Source organism: Methanobacterium congolense (genome assembly GCF_900095295.1).
Lineage (GTDB): Archaea > Methanobacteriota > Methanobacteria > Methanobacteriales > Methanobacteriaceae > Methanobacterium_C > Methanobacterium_C congolense.
Genome location: NZ_LT607756.1, coordinates 2,062,151 through 2,083,042, shown reverse-complemented (window position 1 = coordinate 2,083,042; position 20,892 = coordinate 2,062,151). Strand labels below are relative to the sequence as shown.

Sequence of the window (20,892 nt, the reverse complement as noted above, 5' to 3'; positions counted from 1 at the left end):
TGGGAGTTCCAGATAGATATGAAAACAGGTTCAAATGACAGATTCAAACCCACATTTTTTTATCAATAGTTATTTGCACATCATAAGTATATCTGATGTTATTAAGGTTAATGACTGTTGTAAAATGATTTTTAAGGTTTATATAAAAAAAAATTTGGTTTTAAATTAACTTAAAAGATACACAATAAGGTGAAAATAGTGATACCAATTGCCAAACCTCTCATCGGTGATGAAGAAATAGAAGAAGTTGTTAAGGTTTTAAAGTCAGGGTTCATTGCCCAGGGCCCTAAGGTTGCAGAATTTGAAGAAAAATTTGCAGAGTACATTGGAGTGAAACATGCAGTTGCAACAAGCTCAGGAACAACAGCCCTCCACACAGCACTCCTTGCTCTAGGTATAAAAGCTGGAGATGAGGTAATAACCACTCCATTCACATTCGCAGCCACCTCAAACTCAGTACTCTACGTTGGTGCAAAACCAGTTTTCGTGGATGTTAACCCTGAAACCTACAACATTGACCCTGAAAAGATAGCAGAAGCCATAACGGATAAAACAAAAGCCATAATGCCTGTACATCTCTACGGTCAGCCTGCAGACATGGATCCAATACATGAAATAGCAGATGAGAATGATCTAAAAGTCATAGAAGACGCTGCACAGGCCCATGGAGCAGTTTACAAGGGTAAAATGGTTGGATCAATGGGAAATGCAGCTTGCTTCAGCTTCTACCCAACCAAGAACATGACAACAAGCGAGGGCGGAATGGTAACAACTGATGATGACGCTACTGCAGATGCTGCACGTGCAATCAGGGCCCATGGTGAAAGCCAGCGTTACACCCACGTTATGCTTGGTTACAACTTCAGAATGACGGATGTTGCCGCTGCAATAGGTCTTGCTCAGCTTAAAAAGCTTGATACATTCAATGAAAAGAGAATTGAAAATGCAAAGTACCTGACATCAAAAATAAATGAAATAAATGGAATAAAAGCACCCACAGTACCTGAAAATGTGAAGCACGTCTTCCACCAGTACACTATACGCGTTGACAAGTCCAAGAGGGATGATCTCATTGAATTCTTGAATGCAGAGGGAATTGGAACAGGTATACACTACCCAAAACCAATATACCAGCAGAAGATCTACCAGGACATGGGATTCAAAGCATCATGTCCAGAAGCAGAAGAAGCAGCTTCAAGTGTAATATCCATACCAGTACATCCTTCAGTTGAAAAATCAGACCTTGAAAAGATAGTTTCAACCCTTGAAAAGGCTTCAAAAACTATTTTATAGAATTAGATCAACATCTAATTCTTTTATTCTTTTATTTTAAACCTATTCTTTTATTTTAAATCTTCAGAGCTTTTCGAGTTTTAAATCAGTTATTTGTTCAAAGCAGTGTTATGAAACATTTTCAGAGCATGTTATTCAAAAACCTTTTTCAAACTCCTTAATTGTTAAAAAAAATTTATAGAAGTGTCTATCTTAATTCAACCTAATTCTAAAGAATTCTTCTACAGTACTGAGTTATCAAAGCAGATTAAAGAACTTATCATTAACTTCCCTTTGATATTGGCCTTATTTAAGTCTCCTCTCAACTGAAGACACTTTATCCTTGAGGCTGCGTTCAACGTCCCTTCTGTCATCTATTTTGACACTGGTTGTAACCCTCTGGGCACCTTCACGGAACACAGCTTCATGTGCAGCTTCAATTGCTTTAAAAAGTTCTTCTGGTGTTTCAGTTTCAAGTAAAGTTCCCATTCCACTTAACTCATAGTTAATTCCCGTTTCCTCCAGGGCTGAAACTGCAGCAGCCACATAACGGCTTAAACTGGTCCCGGAGGTTCCTATGGGAATTATTGTAATTTCAGCAGATATCATACTTCTATTTATGTTTGCTTTTTCATATAATTTTTATGAAAACACTGGATCCGGAACGATTCACTGCGTACATAGAAAACACTGCAAGAAGTGTTATCTGGGACTACGAACTGATCGAACCGGGAGAACTGGTTGTTGTGGGACTTTCAGGTGGGAAGGACAGTATATTAACCCTTCATTTACTTTCTAAATTCATGAAAGATTTTGATTTTAAATTAAAAGCAGTTTCAATTGATGAAGGAATATCAGGGTACCGTGCTTATGGTATTGAAGCAGCTAGAAAAGCTGCACATGACATGGATGTTGAGCTCGTTGAATCCTCGTTCAAGGAAGAATTTGGCTTTGCACTTGACGATGTTGTAGATCGTTACAAGAGTGGCTGCATCCCATGTGGAGTTTTCAGGAGGTACCTCCTAAATAAAACAGCCTTCAAAATGGGGGCTGATAAACTTGCAACTGGTCACAACCTTGACGATGAGATACAATCATTTCTCATGAGCTTTGCAAGGGCAGATTTCAGAAGGTTCACCAAGTTCGGGCCAAAACTCGACAGGATACACCCTAAACTGGTTCCAAGAATAAAACCCCTGTGGAAAATTCCTGAAAGGGATGTTGGAATATGGGCGGTTATGAACGAGGTGGACGTGCACTTTGCAGAATGTCCCTACTCCCAAACTTCCCTCAGGGCCAAGATGAAGAATTATCTGAACAACCTTGAATCCAGAAGGCCTGGAACTAAACTTTCAATACTGCAGTCCTTTGAAAAAACATTCAAATTCCATAAAAAGCAGATAGAAATGGGTGAATGCACACGTTGTGGAGAACCCTCGTCTTTAAACATATGCAAGGCCTGTGAAATGGTTGAAGAGATAAAAAAAGAGGAAAGCCCCTAAGTGCAAATAAACTTAACTGCAAATAAAAATCAAATTAATAAAAAAAGTGTGGGAAAAGAAAACTATAACATGATTTTAAGTATTCATTTTAAGTATTCATTTTATTTGATTATTTTCGTCACTGTTCCAAATCCCTTGCTTCTACCCTCACGGAATATGAGTTTCTGACCTTCATGTATACAGCAAGGCCTGTACTTAAATTTCATCCTTATCCTGCTGTTGTCCCCTGCTGAAAGGTACTCCTTATCAAGTGGTTTAAAAATAACAGTTTCTGCAATGGTTTCTATGTGGGTTATGCATTCGTAGCCATCTTTTATGGTTGTTGGATGGACGAGTATTGCAACTTCAGCTTCAAATTCTCTAACAGCCCTTGCAGGATAGTTATCATTACAGACAACCATTCCCCTCCTCAGATCCTCCATTTTTGCCCGGGTTATTGAAATACCCACCACTTCACCTGCTTTGCCACTGTCCTTCCTGTAGTGGTGCATTTCAATGGATTTCACACCAACCTCCATGAACTCACCAGTTGCATCTGGTCCAACAAGAACTTTATCTCCCTTTCGAACTTTTCCCTGCCGAACCGTACCACTTACAACGGTTCCCACACCTGTAACTGAATATATTCTGTCCACGTACATCATGAAGGGTTTTTTCAGGTCTTCCTCCTTTGAAGGTATCTTCAATCTTAAAAAGAGTTCGTCCAAAAGTTTTAGACCCTCACCTGTAACTGCTGAAACCTTTAAAACAGGTACGATGTGTTGATTCATATTTTCTGCAACGAAATCTGCATCTTTGAGTGATTTCACCATGTAAGGAATTCTTCCAACCAGCTTCAGAAGCTTGAAAACTTCATCCTTCACTTCAAGAACTCTATCATTGGTTGCAGTGTCTATCTTGGTCACTGCAACGATCACAGGCATTTCCATTGCCAGTATGATTCCAAGGTGTTCCTTGGTGATGTGTGTGGGTCCCTGGGATGCATCCACAACGAGAAGGCCGTAGTTTAGCTTTTGTCCAACGATTCCTCTTATGGTGGTTCGAAGCCAGGGTTCGTGTCCAACTGTGTCCACAAAGGAAACAACCTTTTCACATTTTTCAACGATTCTGGACTTTTCCCTGTTGTTCAGGGGATTTTTAAGGTGTACCACTTTTTCATTGCAGAATCCGTAAACTGCAAATGATAGATCTGCAGAAAGCCCCCTTTCTATCTCATGCTTCTGAACATCGAGGAAGATTCTGGTTCCTCCAGAGCCAGTGTCAAGTGTTCCTGTGGTTAAAGTACCCACAAGGGTGCTTTTCCCATGATCCACGTGTCCTGCAACTCCCACCAGCAGATGTTCATTTTTTGGATCGTGTGATCTGCCGATTAAGACCTTTCCAACGGTTCCATGTTCTGCAGGATGTTTTTCAACGTCCAAAACTTCAGCGTTAACTTCCTCTGCCAGTGATTTCAGTACAAAAAGAGTTTCTTCAAAATCTTCACTGGAGAGTCCGATTAAATGACCATCATCATGGACCCCTATAAAATAAACTGCTTCACCATCTCCAAGCTCCATCCGATACTTCATCTGGCTTGCAAGCTGCTGTCTTCTTTCTTTTTTGAGATGATATCCTCTGTTAAGGATTTCTTTAAATTCTATATTCCGTCTCTCACCCTTTTTTGTAATATCGTAGATATTATCGGTCATGGGAAACTCAGATTTGATTTTTTTTTGATTTATTGAATTTAGGAACGATTCCACCTTGATGATCGAGGTGTATATTAATTTTTTTAATTTAATAATTATTTAATAATATTTTTTAAGTTCTTTATATTTTAAGGTTTTTTTTCAGATTTTGTCTGCTGTTGTGAAGACTGCGCCTCCGTACTTCTCTTCCTGAAATTTTCTCACCATTTCAGAGGCCTCTTCAGCAGTTTCTGTTTTAACAAGTATTCTGCGTTCTTTAACCTTGAGGTTTTTACCGCAGACACATTTTTTACGTGCTGTGCCTTCCTTGGCATACATTGCACGCCCACAATCGCATCTGAATACAAGATACATTAGGATCACTTTTTTTCTAAGTAGCTTAAGTAATTTTTTTATCTATTATAATATTGCCATCATACTAAAATATTTGCCATAACAAATGCCAGAATCCCCCAATCACGTAGAGAAATGGGTGGATGATCTTCATGAAGAGTGGATATATAATTTCAGGTATGGATATGAACGTTCCTATGGAGCATCCGATGTTGGCTCCAACCACAACCAGGAGCACTCTGAATAGGTTGTTATGAAGAAGCTCCCGGAAACTCTCACATTTGGTGATGTTGTGCATATCCTCCATTGAAACATGTCGAAACTTGGCTTCAACTATTCCTGCAAACCATCCTGCTGCAAGGAGAGGGTGTATGGCGGTTATGGGTGCAACAAGAAATGCTGTTACCGCAGAATATATTTTAGATCCTGCTAGAAGTGATCCGAGAAATGCAAGTCCTCCTGTAAGGAGTACGTACTGTAAAAGGCTAGTTTTAAGGTTTATACCACTTAAGAATGCCCCTACGAATATTAGAATAAATAATGCAGGTATTGAGTATAAGAAAATTTTTCCCAATGAAATTTTTGACTCACTGAGGGTCATCAACTCCTGGAGAGGCGGAATCTTTTCGGGGTGATTCATGCATTCCGTTATACCCTCCTTGTGTCCGGCTCCAACCACTGCAACAACGTTTTCTGCATCAATATCCAGAAGCCTTCTGGCCATGTAACCATTCCGCTCTGTGACCAGAACATGGTAGGCTTTAGGTGACACTTCCCTGAAGTATTCCATAACTTCTTCGAGCATGTCTCCTTCTTTTATGCTCTCAACATCTTCTATTTCATCGTCTTTAGCGAAGAATGATGCTATAAAGCCATAGAAGAATTTCATCTTTTCCCAGATGCTCATCTGGTTCATGGCCCTTTTTAGGGTTACCTGAATGTCCCTGTCTATGAGGGCTATCTTTGCACCAGTTTCTTCTGCAGCTTCTATAGCTGCCAACATCTCTGAGCCAGGTTTAACCCCAAGATCATCCCCAATTTTTCTCTGGAAGTAAGATAAAAAACTGCTTACAAAAAATAAAGTTAAATTATTTCCTTTTATAAGTTCCTTTATGGAAGGATCCTTTTTTTCTTCACCATTTTTCTCGGCCAGCATGCTGTAGTAGCGATTTGCACAGAGTTCTATGGCTACCACATCTGGTTTTTCGTTTATTATGGTTTCTCTGACTTCTTCAACGCTTTTTTCGGATACATGTGCTGTACCTATTATTTTAAGGTTTTCTGGTGCCATTTGTTTCTCACTTTAACTTTTAAGTTCCTTGATGGTTAATATTAATTCTACTTGAAGATTTAAGATTTATTCTTAATTTTCATTGGATTTTAATCTTCATTAGAATGAGATATTAATGAACGTTTCATTCATTAACATCAATAAATCGATCCACTATATATTATTTTCATTGATGTTTTAATTAGTTTGAGTGATATTGGAGTGATCTGTAAGGAAATGGTGTATGATTTACAAATTTCTCCTTATTTTCCTGTTTTTGTAGACTGGAACTGTGTCATACAGGTTGCGCTTCAGACAGAAATCAACATCTTCACCCAATCCAAGTTCATAAAGTCCCTGGGCAGATTTTGAGTTTTTAACGGCTTCATTCACGGCAATTTTGTCCTGTGATGCCATTACAGATGCAAGTGCCAGTTCATCCAGTTCCTGATCCTGCAAGTGGGATATGATCTCTCCAGCACCCAGAAAATCTTCAATTGCAAATCTTCCATTCACACCAGCCATGATAACTTCAATATGATTTTCTGCAATATCAAGGGCCTTTTCTGCAACTGCCTTTGCATTTACAAAGGAACCTACCAATACCTTTGACTTCAATCCTTCCAGTATTCGTGTTCCATTGGTTGTTGTAAGAACGAGAACTTCACCACTGAAATTTTGTATCTCAACTGGAGAATTTCCAGTATCAAAACCCTTCACTGGTGCACCTCTCCTTTCACCTGCAAGAACTGCAAAGTTCTCTGATGCAAGTTTTGTTGCATCTTCTATGTTTTTAACAGGTATTATGGTCTGAAAATTTTCAAGGGCAGTGATGATTGTTGTGCTGGCGCGCAGGGCATCAACAACTATGGTAACATCGTTAGAATGTGAATTCTCTAAATTTAAAGAAACCTTCATTTGAACACCAAAAATAGAAAATATTTAAAAAAAGTTTAATAATCTACGACCTACTGGACTTCTCTATTAGACTTTCTCAGCAAAAGCAAAACGTCTTCTTACAGAAGTTATTCTGACTTTGACTTCATCCCCGACCTTTGTGTCTGGTACAAAAACAACGAAACCTTCAACACGGGTTATTCCGTCGCCTTCCTTACCCACATCTTCAATTTTTACTTCGTATTCTTCCCCTTCCTTAATTGGGGCTGTACTTGGACTTTCATCTGCTCTAAACAATTCATTCACATCCTCAAACCAACTTCAAATGGTCTTGATTAACTATTTTTTTGTTCCATTAATTATATAAATATTTTGTAAAAGGAGATAATATATTATCCTCCTTTTTTTCACAGAAACTACCTTTAATTTATTCCAAACTCTGATAAAACCAACATAAACAGATTCTATATAAAATGAATTCCCTAAAATCATTCCATGAACCATCCATTAATTAAATATATATTTCAGTTTCATAGTAAGCTATGTAGGAAAACTTCATAATCCAATCAAAATCATGAATTTTGATTGGCATGGAATAAAATTTGGATGTCTTTAAGGATTAGCTGAAATAATGATTTAAATAAAACAGATAAAACACATCCTTTAATTGGATTAATTAAAAAAATGGACGGATCATTTACTTTAAAATAGGTTATTCAGTTGAATGGGGTTTTGTTTAATGAAGGTTGTTACAACACCTATGTGCCAGGAGATACTGAGACTTGCAGGAGTTCAGGACTTCGAAGTTACGAAGCATCCAGATTCTGCAGATGCAGATATTGCAGTTGTTCTTTCAGAAACAGATACTAAGATGGAATCTGTGAAGATCAAACTCAACACATTCTCACAGATAATGGACAGTATAAAAAGAGTTTCAAACATATTCGGGACGGAGCCATTGATTGGCGATATTTCTGAACTTGAATTTAAGGAAGATGCTTCAGCTGATCATGCAGTGAAGAATGAAGAACTAAATAGAAAAATAAAAGTTAAGGTACACTCAAACTTCTTAAGGGAAGTTGTTGAAGATATGGGATTTTCAATAGTATCCGATCATGAGGATTACCTTGTTTATCCAGATTATATGGTGGATGAACTGGTTGATGAGGTAAGTACCATGGGAGATAGGGCTGTTGAAATACCCTCCCATAAATCTGCACCAATAAACCCTGTGGAAAGGGCTCAATTACGATACAACATCTTGGAGAAAAGATTATGTATGAAACTTTAACTTACACTGGTGGAATTCACAAGCACGAAGAAATGAACGAGCTTATAGAAGATTTAGGTGGTTTTATTCTTCAAGAAACCACGAGCCAGATGGATCTTGTTCTAACACTGGCAGTTCCAATTGAAGATGTGAAGATGGTCGAAGCTAAGGCAAAGGAACTTCTTGGAAAGGTTAAAATAGCTCCAATGGCCGGAACAGAAATAGCCATAGTTTCACCAACCCTTGCAAGGCAGCACCTTCCCCACTCTGCATGTGACATCTCTGAGTACTTGCGCCGTTACGGTGCTAAGGACAACATGATAGGCCTGGCCAGGGGAGCTGGAAAGGAAATATCAAGGATATCTGAGGATGAGAAGAACCTCATAGCAGAACATGACCTTGCAGTCTTTGCCCTTGGAAGCTTCAGAGAGTGCATAACCAACAAAACCCATCTATTTGAGGACATAGACGTACCCATAGTTGTAACTGGAGCTCCAGACCTGGACGTGTCTGAACTGCCAGGTGCAGATGCCTACGTGGGTGGGCTTGGAAGGATTCCTCGAAGACTTAAAAGGGGAGAAAATATAAGGGCCCTTAGAAAACTCGTTGAAGTTGTTGAAGGACTTCTGGACAATAAACGAATGGAAATGGCAGACGACCCACCAATAGTACCCTCCATACTGGTCAAAACCGAGATAGAAAACCAGGTACCTGCAATAAAAGAGGTATACTCTCCAGTACCCGTTGTGAGTCAGCTTGATGGTGTAAGGGTCAAATTGGATTATGCTAAGTATCATGAGGAGATTGCAGATGTTGTTGTGAGTGACTACAGACTTGGAGATATCTCAGAGATAAAGAAATCATTCATGTACGATTACACAATGGTGAAACTCCTTCCAGAAACATCCATAATTTAATGGATCACTTAAAACATATTAAAACCTCTACAAACTGGAAATGAAGCCACTAAATCAAACTTTTTTATTTTAAGTATCACCAGCATCCTAATATCACCATATTTATAAATAGTATTAATTCATCAGCATTAGAGGTTTGAAAAAGTGAGAACCATCCTCCAGTACATGGCATTCATATCATTATTCTTTTTAGGTTTTTTAGCTTTGAATTACGGTATTTTCTATTCAATGGCCTTTTTACTGGGATTATCCCATAACACAGCCTTCTACGTTTTGATGGTTGTTGCAGCAGTTTCGTATCCTGCAGCTGCACTCATTGAAAGAACTATTTCAAACGATTTAACACGTGTTTTCTACACCGCAGCATCTGCATGGATGGGAATCTCATTTTATCTCCTATCATTTCTTGTAATCTATGGATTAACCTCGCTCTTCATTAAAATACCTCATGAAACAGCTGGAATTTTGATAGGAGTTCTAACAGTTGCTGTAAGTTTTTACTCCATATTAAAAAGTTCTGATTTAAAGATAAAAGAGGTTGAAGTGCATTTAAATAATCTTAAAAAGGATTTGAATGTTGTTCAGCTCAGTGACATCCACATCGGTTCAATAAGAAATTCAGGTTACATGGAACGTATAGTCAATGAAACCAATAAATTGGATCCTGAAATGGTTTTCATAACTGGAGATATGGTTGATGGAAGTGCAAGACTTCATAAACATACTTTTAAATCAATAAACGCTTTAAAAGCACCAGTATTTTTTGTCACTGGAAACCATGATTTTTATGAGGGAATGGATGAAGTTTTAAGGGTACTGGATGACATCAATATCAGAATTCTTAGAAACGAACTGGTTGAACATGGTGGACTTCAGATCATCGGCGTGGAGTACTCCTACGGGAGAAAGAATCTTGAAAATGCCCTCTCGAAGATGAACATAAACCCTGAAAAACCTTCAGTGCTCCTCTATCACCTTCCACAGGAGGTTGAAGCAGCAAATGCTGCAGGAATAAACCTTCAACTTTCAGGTCACACCCACGCAGGGCAGATGATTCCCCTCAATCTTATTGTTAAATTGATGTTCCCGTATCTGAGAGGTTTTTACAAGTACAAAGACACAAAAATCTATGTTTCTCAGGGAACAGGAACATGGGGACCTCCAATGAGGCTTGGATCCCGCTGTGAAATCACTTCCATTCATTTAAAACCAGTCAAGTGAGTTTGTATCGGTTTTATGTGGATAAGATGATAGTCATTTTCATTCTTCAAATGTTGATTTAACTTTTTTATTATTTTTATATCTTAAATTCTTTAAATTGCTATTTTTTCATTATAAAATTATTTGAGCTTAGTATAAATCTATTAAAGCCATTAAGTCCATTAAAAATTATTAAAATTAATTAAAATCATTTAATCACTTAAAATTACTCAAAATTTGGATTTTTTAGGTGGAACTTCATTTTTTATGATCCATTGGAAAACCTTTAAATAGAATTATGAATATATATTCATAACATGCCTAGGCCAAGACGATCGAGAAGAGTGTTTGGTGAACCCCAGTTTCGATGCTTCAAACCAGAAAAAGGTACTGATAAGGAGCCAGTTTTGATCACACTGGATGAATTTGAGTCTGTAAGATTGAAGGATTACCAGAAAATCCAGCAGAAGAAAGCAGCTGAACTCATGGGGATATCACAGCCAACCTTCCACAGAACCCTTACTTCCGCGCGGGAAAAAATAGCAAAGGCCCTGGTGGAGGGTAAAATAATAAACATCAAAGGAGGAATCTGTATGAATGATGAAAAAAGGTACAGATGCAGTAAATGCGGTTTTGAATGGCACAGTCCAACCAAAGAGTATGATTCATGTCCTGACTGTGGTTCTGAGGAAATAGTGTCCCTGAGAAGTGAAGTTCAGAATCTGGGACAGCCTGGAATGGGAATGAGAAGATCCTTCGGAGGTCCAGGAAGAAGGGCAGGACCACCAAGTGTTTGTAAATGCACCAAATGTGGATATGAAACTGAAAAAACTCCGGGAATACCATGCAGGGAAGATAAATGCCCTAAATGTGGAGGCTCCATGTGTGGGGCTGATTGAAACATAAAAAACATGAAAAAAATTCGTAACAACTCAAGAATCTATGGGAGATGATCAAATTAAAAATATACTTTTTCCAACAGAGGATGAAATGGGTTTAAATTCTCCAATTTGCCCTCATTTTGGTAAAACACCTTATTTAACACTTCTAAAAGTTGAAGATGATATTATAATGGATTTAAAAGTTTTTGAAACTCAAGGAAGACATGCTGGAGGTCATGCAACTGCTGCGGAGGTTGTACTCATCAACGATGGAGATGTTGTGATCTGTGGAAATTTAGGGGGTAAGGCTGTTGAAATCCTCGGTAACGGTGGCGTTCAGGTATTTTCTGGAGCCAATGGAACGGTTAGTCAGGCTTTTCATCAGTGGAAGAATGAAGATCTGAAGCCAGGATCACTTGAACCATGCACAGAAGGTCACCATTAGATAATTTAGATTATTAGAATTCATATTTATGGTTTAATAATAAGAAAGCAACTATTAAAAAGCAAGTATTAAATAAAGGAACCATGGATTTTAATTAATAAATGAATGAGAACGTGAATGAGAAGGATGTAACATGGTAAAAAATCTCAGTGAAGAAGAAAAACAGAAATTACAGGTTATGGAACAGGAAATCAAGATCACCAAGAACATGAGCCGCATCAAACATAAGGTTGCAGTTATGAGTGGTAAAGGGGGTGTGGGGAAATCTACAGTATCTGCAAACCTAGCATCTGCCTTTGCAGGGAGCGGTTTTAAAACAGGGGTACTGGATTCTGACCTTCACGGCCCAAACATACCTCAAATGTTTGGAATGGAAATATCCCAACTTCAATGCACTCAAGAAGGTATAAAACCCCTTGAAACTGATGACGGTATCAAGGTCATGTCAACTGAGATACTTCTACCCTCCAACGAACCCCTCATATGGAGAGGTCCCAAAAAGACCGGTGCAATCAGACAGTTCCTGTCTGATGTTCTCTGGGGTGATCTGGACGTTTTAGTGATAGACTGTCCTCCAGGAACAGGTGATGAACCTTTAACTGTTCTGCAGTCCATCCCAGCCCTGGATGGTGTTGTCGTGGTCACAACGCCCCATCCTGTGGCACTGGATGATGTTGAACGTTCCATCAAGATGGTTCAGGCACTCAATATCCCTGTTTTGGGTGTTGTGGAGAACATGTCAACCTTCAAATGCCCCCACTGCGGTGAAGAAATCCCAATATTTGGAAAGAATGGAGGAAAACAACTGGCAGAAGATCTGAATATACCCCTTCTTGGAGCCTTACCTCTCTATCAGAATGAAGATGAAGGAGGACTCAAAAATCCTGAATTCCTTGAAAATTTCTCAAAAATAGTTGAAAAAATAGTTGAAGTCCTTGATAAGTAAAGATTTCAAAAAAAAATCAAATTTTTGAATCTTTCAGTGGTTTCTTCTTTTTTTAAACTTCTTTTTTTTTTAAATATTGATTATTTAAATTTGAAACGAAGTAAAATCCCTTAAAAAAACATCCAAAGTTCTTTTTATGTCTTATATCTAAATTTTTACAATATTTTAAAAAAAATAAATAAAAATATAACAATGAATTCAGATTACTTTAATTAAAACTTATAAAATTGAGATCTAATTAGTTATTCACTTATTTTAATTTTTATAATCTTTATAATCCTTTAATTAAATGTGTAACTGTTTTTATATGTCTGCCCTGTGATTTAACTTCATCTAAAAGGGTTTTAAATAAATTCTCGGTCATGGGCACAGGCATGCTCCTGAAAACGAAGGAATCCATCATGAGTTTAAGGGCCCTTTCCTCTGCAAGACTCAAACCCTGCCTTTTGTACTCCTCAGCCTCCTGAAAAAGAGCATTCTTTTCATCTGGAAGTTTCTTTACCTCCTCTGCAAGTACGGTTCCAGGTATAGGTTCAGCTATGCTCACGAAGTAATCATCCAGCATCAATTCATCTGCGAGATCAACTGTTGCCTGGAAATCTTCCTCTTCCTCACCGGGGTATCCCACTATGAAGGAACCTGCAATTTTAAGTCCATAGTTACGGGCCATTTCAACAGCTTCGTTTACATCATCAACTTTTATTCCCTTCTTCATGCTCCTGAGGATCCTGGGACTTCCAGATTCTATTCCAAAGTAAACCCATCCATTGGTGTAGCTACGCAACGCCTGCAAGATATCTGGACTTATGAGATCCACCCTTATATCTGGAATTGTGAGGTTTTGGGGACCTGTCAAAGTGCTTATATCCCTTAAAAGGTTTGTGAATGCATTTTCATCAAGGTTTCGGAATTTGTTGCTGCCGTAGAGTGTTCCTGTACCACCACTCACTGCGATTCTCCTTGCACCTGCCTTTAAGAAGGCCTTAACCTCTCTTATAACATCCTCATGGGCTCTGCTTCTCACTTCCCTTCCAAAGAAGCAGGGCACCTGACAGAAGGTGCAGCTTCCAGGACAGCCTCTGTGGGTTTCAATGTAAATGTTGGCCCCTCGTATATTTTCTGAAGAAATATCATGAGGTATGAGTGGTAATGGTCTTACCATTGAAACTCTTTCGGCAGCTGGGTTTTTTTGAAGGGTTCCACCATCTTTAAATGCCAGACCATTCACATCATGCAGATCCTCAACTCTAAAACCATTTTCCAGTGCAGCCATAAGTTTGAGAACACTTACTTCAGCTTCTCCAACCATAACCACATCAACATCCAGATTCTGAAAAACAAGCTCTGGAACTCTGCTCACAGGACCTCCAACGATCTTCAGAGCATCTATACATGATATGGCTTCTTTATATTTCAGAAGGTGTATCGTGGAGTGAAGGCTTAAAAAAGTGATGTCTGTATGTATGGGCTGGTTGAAACCTTTTTGAAGGTTTACATTATACCCCGCTTCCTTTAAAATTCCTGCAATTAACAGTGCACCGTAATTGTAGAATTCAGGTGTCAGTACAGTTATGTTCAGTTCTTTTTTATTCATATTGGACTACCTTCAACTGGTAAACTTATCATACCTTGATTTTTCTTTCTTTTTAATTTTTTTAGATTATTTAATTATTTAATAGAATTGCGAATACGAAATATGATTATAAAATAATATAATTAGAAAATATAAAATACTATATAAAATAAAAAAAGTTGGATCTTAAATGATCTGGTATTATATATATTATAATATTTAATTTAATTAATTTCTTTTAATTAATTTTTACCTTTTAATAGGTTTTTTTCTAACTCCAAAGAAGTTTATAGCTTCAATCAAATCTTCAAATGCTATAAGCTCTTTTTTAAGGACTTCTTCACGTGTAAGGGTTCCACTCATCTCTCCGTCAACTGATAATTTTTCAGGACCCCTTGTAACGATTCTGTCCACACCATCACGGCTCAATATCTCCTGGGCCCTTTTATTATGAACGTATGCCCTTCCGGGGAGCAGTACAGTTTCAGTAAGATCACCCAGGTCGATCTTCTCAAGATCTTCGTGGGTTATGAGACAGCCTATGTCCTGGTCTGCTGCAACAACGTTCACAAGGTCTTCAGCTCCGATGTTCTTAATTATCTTTTCAATGAAAGGTGCTGAAACCTTACTTGTGAGAATGGTGGCTTCAGATGTGACTTCAGATAATATATCAAGATATTCCCTGTTTTTATCCTTTGAAATTGCAAATGGTGTGTCATTTTCAGGGTCACATACTGGAGTGCCTGTAACTCTGAGGTTGAACTCCTTGTTAACGGTTTTAACGAGCTCATCAAACTCATCTAAACTGTGGGATTCCACACCTTCAATTATGGGTTCATTTCCAAGTATGAGTCCCTGATTACGGTAATTTGCAAACCTCATAAGTATGAATGCCTTTGCACCCCATTCTTCCAGTTTGCTGCAGGTTTCAAAGAGTTTTTCACCGTCGTTAACACCTGGAACTATGACAGATGCTGCATGAACCTCACTGTTCTGGCAGAATATCTCCAGGGCTTTCATGGACTCTTCAGGTTTCTGGTCCAGCACCCACTCCTTCCGAAGTTTAGGATCCGTTGAGAAAACAGTAAAGGTAACCTCATTAACACCGAGGGAAATTAAATCCTCTGCAACTTTTGAATCATCTATACCTTTCCCACTGGTGTAACCCAAGTGTATTGGGAGTTTCCATTGATTCAATCCTGCTGCAAGTTCTAACAACTGAGGGTAACAGCTTACATCTCCTCCTCCACTTATATTTACCTTCAGGTCATTATCATGGTAGTTTCCCATCATAATGGAATTTTGAACTGAGCCTAAAACCATAAATGGGGGTATAAATTCGTTTTTTGTTTCTCTGACTCCAGTTGTGCAGCTTTCACACCCAACCCTTCCTGGTGAGCAGTACCTACATCCAAAAGGGTCATTTCCTTTTACTTTTCTGAAGTAACAGTATTTACAGAACCCTCTGCAGTCTTTACCAGGTATTCCGCCTACATCTGCTATAATCTGCATGTCCTTCACCTTTTCAATATGTAAAATAAGTAATTTTGGATTTTAGAGTAACAAAAATGAATATTAAAAACACTAATAAAATTTTGGGCCACACTTACTTATAAATCTTTCTATATTAATCAAGAAGAAAGTTTAATAATAGATAAAGCAATAAATGGAGTCTCGTATATCAAAGTTGTACCATGGGAATCTGCAATGGATTGAAATCACTGTTGTGAACTCACACTCTGATTTCTCCAGTGTGAATTTCCATATTTAAAAGGCCGCTTCTGGTCTTAGAATTGGTACACGTCAATGGTGTACAAGAATTCTCAGGAGGGAAAAAATGGCAAAGTTTGAAGATAAGATCGACTTGTACGACGACAGAGGCAATCTTGTTGAAGAACAAGTACCACTCGAAGCCCTCAGTCCATTAAGGAACCCTGCAATTAAAGCAATTGTTCAGGGAGTTAAAAGGACTGTAGCTGTAAACTTAGAAGGTACAGAAAACGCTTTAAGAAATGCAACTGTTGGTGGAAAGGCATGTAAAATCCTAGGTAGGGAACTAGATCTCGATATAGTAGGAAATGCAGAAGCCATAGCAGAAAAAGCAAAAGAAATGATACAAGTTGAAGCAGGCGACAACACAAATGTTGAGTTACTCGCAGGCGGAAAAAGAGCACTTGTACAGATACCAACCGCAAGGTTTGAAGCAGCAGCTGAATACTCAGCAGCTCCATTAGTAACAGCATCTGCATTCATGCAGGCCATAATCGATGTTTGTGATGTGAACATGTACGACGCAAACATGGTTAAAGCAGCAATACTAGGTAGATACCCACAGACAGTTGATTTCATGGGTGGAAACTTAGCAACCATGCTCGACGTGCCTCAGAAACTTGAAGGTGCAGGTTACGCACTAAGGAACATCATGGTTAACCACGTTGTTGCAACAACCCTCAAAAACACCATGCAGTCCTCTGCTCTATCCAGTATATTAGAACAGGCCGCAATGTTTGAGATGGGTGATGCAGTAGGAGCATTTGAAAGAATGCACCTCTTAGGAATTGCATACCAGGGATTCAACGCTGACAACTTGGTCTTCGATCTCGTAAAAGCAAACGGTAAAGAAGGTACAGTTGGTTCAGTCGTAGCAGACGTTGTTGAAAGGGCAGAAGCTGACGGTGTAATCAAAGTAGACAAAGACCTCAACGGATTCAAATTATACGGCACAGACGACGTAGCAAAATGGAACGCATATGCTGCTGCTGGTATGATGGCTGCTACAATGGTCAGTACCGGTGCTGCAAGGGCTTGTCAGAGTGTTGCTTCAGCACTTCTATACTACAACGATATAATCGAATTTGAGACTGGATTACCAGGCGTAGACTTCGGTAGAGTAGAAGGTACAGCTGTAGGATTCTCCTTCTTCAGCCACTCCATATACGGTGGTGGAGGTCCAGGTATCTTCAACGGTAACCACGTTGTTACAAGGCACAGTAAAGGATTTGCTATACCATGCGTTGCAGCTGCAATGTCATTAGACGCAGGTACACAGATGTTCTCCCCAGAAGCAACCTCCGGATTAATAAAAGATGTATTCAGCCAAGTTGATGCATTCCGTGAACCACTTAAATATGTCGTGGAGGCAGCAGTCGACATAAAGGACAAAGTCTAAATTGAAATCCAAACTTGGGGGTAAGACAGTACATGGACATTGAAATATTTCCACACAGGTTGTTAAGCGCAGACACAACAGAAAGATTGTTAAATGATCTTGAAAAAATTGAAGGCGTTGAAAGGATGGTTCTTCATGGACAGAGACTTCCTCAGGGCTCCGATAACCCAGATCGCCGAACCATAAAGATCAATGGTGAGGAAGTTGAGTTACAGATTAAAACTGGACGAGTTCTAATGGAAATCGACAGTGAAGAAACGATCGATGAAGTAAGAGAAATTTGCGAAGAACATCTGCCCTTTGGATACAACATACACATGGGTTTGTTCATACGAAAACAGAAAACAGTTACAGATCAGATAAAATACGGAGAAAAGCTGGAAGAAGTCTCAGAGGACATGATCGGTTTAACCGATCAGAACGCGAAACTCAGTGAACGAGCTAGAGTACTTAAAAGGAAAGAATAACCATGATAGGAAAATCCACACATGTTGTAGACTGCAGAGAGACCATGGGAATGGGTGAAGGAGGAGGAATTGCCCAGAGAGGAACCTTTGCACAGTGTGGAAGTGAAGTTTTGGCAGTAGCAATGTCTCCTGGAAGGAGGCACATAACTAAACCTGTTTGTGAAATTACCTTTGCTTTAAGGGAAGCTAACATACAAACAAGTACACTTGTTTTAAATGCAGGCGGCGGTGTTCCGCAGGACGCCCCATCATCTGGCCATGGAAGCCTTTTCGGACTCAGTCTCAAGGAGATCGAGCAGATAAAACGGCACAGGCTGGTTGTTGTACACCTTGGAGGTGTGAAGCATCACATCATATACAAGGCTAGGTTGATTCTGAGGAATGTTGACAGGCCATGTGTTATTATATGTGAATATCCCGTTGACTTTGAGGATTTTGCAAAGATAGGTGTCAAAACAAGAGCCGTTATGCCTGATGAGCCTAAAACCAAAGGTGAAATCAAGGATATCATAAGCGGCGTTATCAGAGGAGAAACCTGTCCCCAAGAGAAGTTGGATGAAATTATTAGAAAAGTAAGATTAGCATTAGGAGGTGCATGAATATGGCACAATTTTATCCCGGAACTAGTCAGGTTGCTCAGAACAGAAGGAATTTATGCAACCCTGATTACGAACTTGAAAAATTTAGAGAAATCTCAGACGAAGATGTTGTGAAAATCTTAGGTCACAGAGCTCCTGGTGAGGAATACCCAAGCGTACACCCACCACTAGAGGAAATGGACGAACCTGATGATGTTATAAGAGAAATGGTCGAGCCAGTTGACGGTGCAAAAGCCGGTGACAGGGTAAGATACATTCAGTTTGTGGACTCAATGTACTTCGCACCAGCTCAGCCATACGTAAGATCAAGGGCTTACCTCTGCAGATACAGAGGAGCTGACGCAGGTACACTCTCCGGAAGGCAGATCATCGAAGCAAGGGAAAGAGACCTTGAGAAGATATCCAAGGAACTCCTGGAAACAGAATTCTTCGACCCAGCACGTACCGGTATAAGGGGAGCAAGTGTACACGGTCACTCCCTAAGGCTCGACGAAGACGGTGTTATGTTCGACATGCTAAGAAGGCAGGTCTTTAACAAAGAAACCGGAAAAGTTGAAGCTGTAAAGGATCAGATCGGTGAAGAGCTGGACGAACCTGTTGTTTTAGGTGAACCACTCGACGAAGCAACCCTTAGAGCAAAAACAACCATCTACAGAATGGATGGTGAAGCTTACAGAGATGACAAAGACGCAGTAGAAGTACTCCACAGGATACACGTAACCCGATCAAACGGTGGATACAGTCCTGAATAATCAGGAGGTGGAATTATGGCTGATAAAAAATTTATGGAAGCTTTAAATAAGAAATTCAAAGAAGCCCCAGAAGAAAAGAAAACAACCTTCTACTCATTCGGTGGATGGAAACAGTCCGAGAGGAAAAGGGAATTCGTGGAAGCTGGTAAAGAAGTAGCAGCTAAACGTGGAATCCCTCAGTACAACCCAGACATTGGTTGCCCACTCGGTCAGAGGGTTCTCATGCCTTACCAGGTTTCAACAACCGACACATTCGTTGAAGGTGACGACCTCCACTTCGTAAACAACACTGCAATGCAGCAGTTCTGGGACGATATAAGGAGAACTGTTATCGTCGGATTAGGAACAGCTCACGGTGTTATAGAAAAAAGGTTAGGTAAAGAAGTTAGCCCTGAAACAATCACAAACTACCTGGAAACTGTCAACCACTCAATGCCTGGTGCAGCAGTTGTTCAGGAACACATGGTGGAAACCCACCCTGCACTTGTTGCAGACAGTTACGTGAAAATATTCACAGGTAACGACGAAATAGCAGACGAAATAGACTCTGCATTCGTTATAGACATCAACAAAATGTTCCCAGATGAACAGGCAGAAGTTCTTAAAGCTGAAGTTGGCGACGGTATCTGGCAGGCTGTCAGGATCCCAACAATAGTTTCAAGGACCTGTGATGGAGGTACAACCTCCAGGTGGTCTGCTATGCAGATCGGTATGTCCATGATCTCTGCTTACAAACAGTGTGCAGGAGAAGCCGCAACCGGTGACTTCGCATTTGCTGCAAAACACGCAGAAGTTATACACATGGGTACAGCTCTACCACAGAGGAGGGCAAGAGGAGAAAACGAACCTGGTGGAATTCCATTCGGTTACCTGGCTGACATCTGTCAGTCCTCAAGGAAATACATGGATGACCCAGTAAGGGTAAGTCTGGACGTTGTTGCATCTGGTGCAATGTTATACGACCAGATCTGGTTAGGTTCATACATGTCCGGTGGTGTCGGATTCACACAGTACGGAACAGCTGCTTACACTGATAACATCCTTGACGACTTCTGTTACTACGGTAAGGAGTACGTCGAAGACAAGTTCGGTGGACTATGTGAAGCTCCAAACAACATGGACACAGTACGGGACGTAGGTTCTGAAGTAACCTTCTACGGACTTGAACAGTACGAAGAATACCCAGCACTTCTCGAAACCCAGTTCGGTGGATCACAGAGGGCAGCAGTTGCAGCTGCTGCTGCTGGATGTTCCACAGGTTTTGCAACTGGTAACGCTCAGACTGGTTTAAGCGCATGGTACTTATCCATGTACTTACACAAAGAACAGCACGCACGTCTTGGTTTCTACGGATACGACCTTCAGGATCAGTGTGGTGCATCCAACGTATTCTCCATCAGAGGAGACGAAGGATTACCACTTGAACTTAGGGGACCAAACTATCCAAACTACGCAATGAACGTGGGTCACCAGGGAGAGTACGCAGGTATAGCTCAGTCTGCACACGCAGCACGTAAAGACGCATTTGTATTTAACCCACTGGTTAAAATCGCATTTGCTGATGACAGCTTAGCATTTGACTTCTCAGAAGTACGTGCCCAGTTTGCTAAAGGTGCACTCAGAGAATTCGAACCAGCAGGAGAAAGAGCTCTTATCTCTCCAGCTAAATGAATAGGTGTTAATTAACACCTATTTTTTTTATTAACGA

Annotated in this window: 21 protein-coding genes; 13 read left to right on the top strand and 8 right to left on the bottom strand. The window is 39.7% G+C overall.

Features of this window, described 5'->3' with window-relative positions; all coding sequences use genetic code 11:
• Positions 1–198 precede the first annotated feature (198 nt).
• A complete protein-coding gene (locus MCBB_RS09875; RefSeq protein WP_071907605.1) occupies positions 199–1,293 on the top strand; it encodes a DegT/DnrJ/EryC1/StrS family aminotransferase in 1,095 nt (364 codons plus the stop codon).
• Positions 1,294–1,578: 285 nt separating this feature from the next.
• On the opposite strand, the gene MCBB_RS09870 is transcribed toward MCBB_RS09875, so the two are convergent.
• On the bottom strand, positions 1,579–1,881 hold the full coding sequence (locus MCBB_RS09870; RefSeq protein ID WP_071907604.1) for an MTH1187 family thiamine-binding protein: 303 nt from the start codon (positions 1,879–1,881) through the stop codon (positions 1,579–1,581).
• Between the two features lie 35 nt (positions 1,882–1,916).
• Between MCBB_RS09870 and MCBB_RS09865 the strand changes: the two genes are divergently transcribed.
• Complete coding sequence (locus MCBB_RS09865; RefSeq protein ID WP_071907603.1) at positions 1,917–2,774, top strand: TIGR00269 family protein; 858 nt, start codon at positions 1,917–1,919, stop codon at positions 2,772–2,774.
• Between the two features lie 101 nt (positions 2,775–2,875).
• Here the strand turns inward: MCBB_RS09865 and MCBB_RS09860 are convergent, their stop codons facing one another.
• From MCBB_RS09860 to MCBB_RS09840, 5 genes are all read right to left on the bottom strand, one after another.
• Positions 2,876–4,465 (bottom strand): GTPBP1 family GTP-binding protein, encoded by a 1,590-nt coding sequence (locus MCBB_RS09860; protein ID WP_071907602.1) that lies wholly within the window; start codon positions 4,463–4,465, stop codon positions 2,876–2,878.
• A gap of 141 nt (positions 4,466–4,606) precedes the next feature.
• Entirely contained in the window at positions 4,607–4,819 is a 213-nt protein-coding gene (locus MCBB_RS09855; RefSeq protein WP_071907601.1) for a DUF1922 domain-containing protein, read from the bottom strand.
• A 64-nt stretch (positions 4,820–4,883) separates the two neighbouring features.
• Entirely contained in the window at positions 4,884–6,089 is a 1,206-nt protein-coding gene (locus tag MCBB_RS09850) for a TraB/GumN family protein (RefSeq protein ID WP_071907600.1), read from the bottom strand.
• A gap of 228 nt (positions 6,090–6,317) precedes the next feature.
• The gene (gene comB / locus MCBB_RS09845) at positions 6,318–6,986 is read right to left on the bottom strand and encodes a 2-phosphosulfolactate phosphatase (protein WP_071907599.1); all 669 of its coding nucleotides are present in this window, start codon (positions 6,984–6,986) and stop codon (positions 6,318–6,320) included.
• A 66-nt stretch (positions 6,987–7,052) separates the two neighbouring features.
• Positions 7,053–7,262: a TRAM domain-containing protein gene (locus MCBB_RS09840; RefSeq protein WP_071907598.1), complete on the bottom strand. Its 210-nt coding sequence runs from the start codon at positions 7,260–7,262 to the stop codon at positions 7,053–7,055.
• Between the two features lie 442 nt (positions 7,263–7,704).
• On the opposite strand from MCBB_RS09840, the gene MCBB_RS09835 reads away from it, so the two are divergent.
• The 6 genes from MCBB_RS09835 (at position 7,705) to MCBB_RS09810 (ending at position 12,624) form a co-directional block, all read left to right on the top strand.
• Positions 7,705–8,256, top strand: a complete 552-nt coding sequence (locus MCBB_RS09835) for a hypothetical protein (RefSeq protein ID WP_071907597.1) — start codon at positions 7,705–7,707, stop codon at positions 8,254–8,256.
• A complete protein-coding gene (locus MCBB_RS09830; RefSeq protein ID WP_071907596.1) occupies positions 8,241–9,152 on the top strand; it encodes a methanogenesis marker 7 protein in 912 nt (303 codons plus the stop codon). Before MCBB_RS09835 ends, MCBB_RS09830 begins: the two co-directional genes overlap by 16 nt.
• 144 nt (positions 9,153–9,296) lie before the next feature.
• Positions 9,297–10,373 (top strand): metallophosphoesterase, encoded by a 1,077-nt coding sequence (locus tag MCBB_RS09825; RefSeq protein ID WP_071907595.1) that lies wholly within the window; start codon positions 9,297–9,299, stop codon positions 10,371–10,373.
• A 296-nt stretch (positions 10,374–10,669) separates the two neighbouring features.
• The gene (locus MCBB_RS09820) at positions 10,670–11,251 is read left to right on the top strand and encodes a DUF134 domain-containing protein (protein ID WP_071907594.1); all 582 of its coding nucleotides are present in this window, start codon (positions 10,670–10,672) and stop codon (positions 11,249–11,251) included.
• Between the two features lie 43 nt (positions 11,252–11,294).
• A complete protein-coding gene (locus tag MCBB_RS09815) occupies positions 11,295–11,678 on the top strand; it encodes a NifB/NifX family molybdenum-iron cluster-binding protein (protein ID WP_071907593.1) in 384 nt (127 codons plus the stop codon).
• A 133-nt stretch (positions 11,679–11,811) separates the two neighbouring features.
• Positions 11,812–12,624, top strand: coding sequence for an Mrp/NBP35 family ATP-binding protein (locus tag MCBB_RS09810; protein ID WP_071907592.1), 813 nt, complete (start codon positions 11,812–11,814; stop codon positions 12,622–12,624).
• A 271-nt stretch (positions 12,625–12,895) separates the two neighbouring features.
• Here the strand turns inward: MCBB_RS09810 and MCBB_RS09805 are convergent, their stop codons facing one another.
• Positions 12,896–14,218: a methyl-coenzyme M reductase glutamine C-methyltransferase gene (locus tag MCBB_RS09805; protein WP_071907591.1), complete on the bottom strand. Its 1,323-nt coding sequence runs from the start codon at positions 14,216–14,218 to the stop codon at positions 12,896–12,898.
• Positions 14,219–14,446: 228 nt separating this feature from the next.
• A complete protein-coding gene (mmp10, locus tag MCBB_RS09800; protein ID WP_071907590.1) occupies positions 14,447–15,709 on the bottom strand; it encodes a methyl coenzyme M reductase-arginine methyltransferase Mmp10 in 1,263 nt (420 codons plus the stop codon).
• 325 nt (positions 15,710–16,034) lie between these two features.
• Here mmp10 and mcrB point away from each other — a divergent pair, with 325 nt between their 5' ends.
• The 5 genes from mcrB to mcrA are packed head-to-tail and all read left to right on the top strand — an operon-like array spanning position 16,035 to position 20,855.
• Positions 16,035–17,366, top strand: a complete 1,332-nt coding sequence (mcrB, locus tag MCBB_RS09795) for a coenzyme-B sulfoethylthiotransferase subunit beta (RefSeq protein WP_071907589.1) — start codon at positions 16,035–16,037, stop codon at positions 17,364–17,366.
• Between the two features lie 32 nt (positions 17,367–17,398).
• Complete coding sequence (mcrD, locus tag MCBB_RS09790; RefSeq protein WP_071907588.1) at positions 17,399–17,833, top strand: methyl-coenzyme M reductase operon protein D; 435 nt, start codon at positions 17,399–17,401, stop codon at positions 17,831–17,833.
• A 2-nt stretch (positions 17,834–17,835) separates the two neighbouring features.
• Positions 17,836–18,432: a methyl-coenzyme M reductase I operon protein C gene (gene mcrC, locus MCBB_RS09785; protein WP_071907587.1), complete on the top strand. Its 597-nt coding sequence runs from the start codon at positions 17,836–17,838 to the stop codon at positions 18,430–18,432.
• 2 nt (positions 18,433–18,434) lie between these two features.
• The gene (gene mcrG / locus MCBB_RS09780; protein ID WP_071907586.1) at positions 18,435–19,184 is read left to right on the top strand and encodes a coenzyme-B sulfoethylthiotransferase subunit gamma; all 750 of its coding nucleotides are present in this window, start codon (positions 18,435–18,437) and stop codon (positions 19,182–19,184) included.
• A 15-nt stretch (positions 19,185–19,199) separates the two neighbouring features.
• Positions 19,200–20,855 (top strand): coenzyme-B sulfoethylthiotransferase subunit alpha, encoded by a 1,656-nt coding sequence (gene mcrA / locus MCBB_RS09775; protein WP_071907585.1) that lies wholly within the window; start codon positions 19,200–19,202, stop codon positions 20,853–20,855.
• Positions 20,856–20,892 lie beyond the last annotated feature (37 nt).

Excerpts from the sequence above, each read along its gene's own strand:
- mcrD (WP_071907588.1), top strand. The coding sequence starts at position 17,399 with ATGGACATTGAAATATTTCCACACAGGTTGTTAAGCGCAGACACAACA.
- MCBB_RS09805 (WP_071907591.1), bottom strand. The coding sequence starts at position 14,218 with ATGAATAAAAAAGAACTGAACATAACTGTACTGACACCTGAATTCTAC.
- MCBB_RS09860 (WP_071907602.1), bottom strand. The coding sequence starts at position 4,465 with ATGACCGATAATATCTACGATATTACAAAAAAGGGTGAGAGACGGAAT.
- MCBB_RS09855 (WP_071907601.1), bottom strand. The coding sequence starts at position 4,819 with ATGTATCTTGTATTCAGATGCGATTGTGGGCGTGCAATGTATGCCAAG.
- mcrB (WP_071907589.1), top strand. The coding sequence starts at position 16,035 with ATGGCAAAGTTTGAAGATAAGATCGACTTGTACGACGACAGAGGCAAT.
- MCBB_RS09815 (WP_071907593.1), top strand. The coding sequence starts at position 11,295 with ATGGGAGATGATCAAATTAAAAATATACTTTTTCCAACAGAGGATGAA.
- MCBB_RS09830 (WP_071907596.1), top strand. The coding sequence starts at position 8,241 with ATGTATGAAACTTTAACTTACACTGGTGGAATTCACAAGCACGAAGAA.
- mcrG (WP_071907586.1), top strand. The coding sequence starts at position 18,435 with ATGGCACAATTTTATCCCGGAACTAGTCAGGTTGCTCAGAACAGAAGG.
- MCBB_RS09835 (WP_071907597.1), top strand. The coding sequence starts at position 7,705 with ATGAAGGTTGTTACAACACCTATGTGCCAGGAGATACTGAGACTTGCA.
- MCBB_RS09870 (WP_071907604.1), bottom strand. The coding sequence starts at position 1,881 with ATGATATCTGCTGAAATTACAATAATTCCCATAGGAACCTCCGGGACC.
- mcrA (WP_071907585.1), top strand. The coding sequence starts at position 19,200 with ATGGCTGATAAAAAATTTATGGAAGCTTTAAATAAGAAATTCAAAGAA.
- comB (WP_071907599.1), bottom strand. The coding sequence starts at position 6,986 with ATGAAGGTTTCTTTAAATTTAGAGAATTCACATTCTAACGATGTTACC.
- MCBB_RS09810 (WP_071907592.1), top strand. The coding sequence starts at position 11,812 with ATGGTAAAAAATCTCAGTGAAGAAGAAAAACAGAAATTACAGGTTATG.
- MCBB_RS09850 (WP_071907600.1), bottom strand. The coding sequence starts at position 6,089 with ATGGCACCAGAAAACCTTAAAATAATAGGTACAGCACATGTATCCGAA.
- MCBB_RS09865 (WP_071907603.1), top strand. The coding sequence starts at position 1,917 with ATGAAAACACTGGATCCGGAACGATTCACTGCGTACATAGAAAACACT.
- MCBB_RS09820 (WP_071907594.1), top strand. The coding sequence starts at position 10,670 with ATGCCTAGGCCAAGACGATCGAGAAGAGTGTTTGGTGAACCCCAGTTT.
- mcrC (WP_071907587.1), top strand. The coding sequence starts at position 17,836 with ATGATAGGAAAATCCACACATGTTGTAGACTGCAGAGAGACCATGGGA.
- mmp10 (WP_071907590.1), bottom strand. The coding sequence starts at position 15,709 with ATGCAGATTATAGCAGATGTAGGCGGAATACCTGGTAAAGACTGCAGA.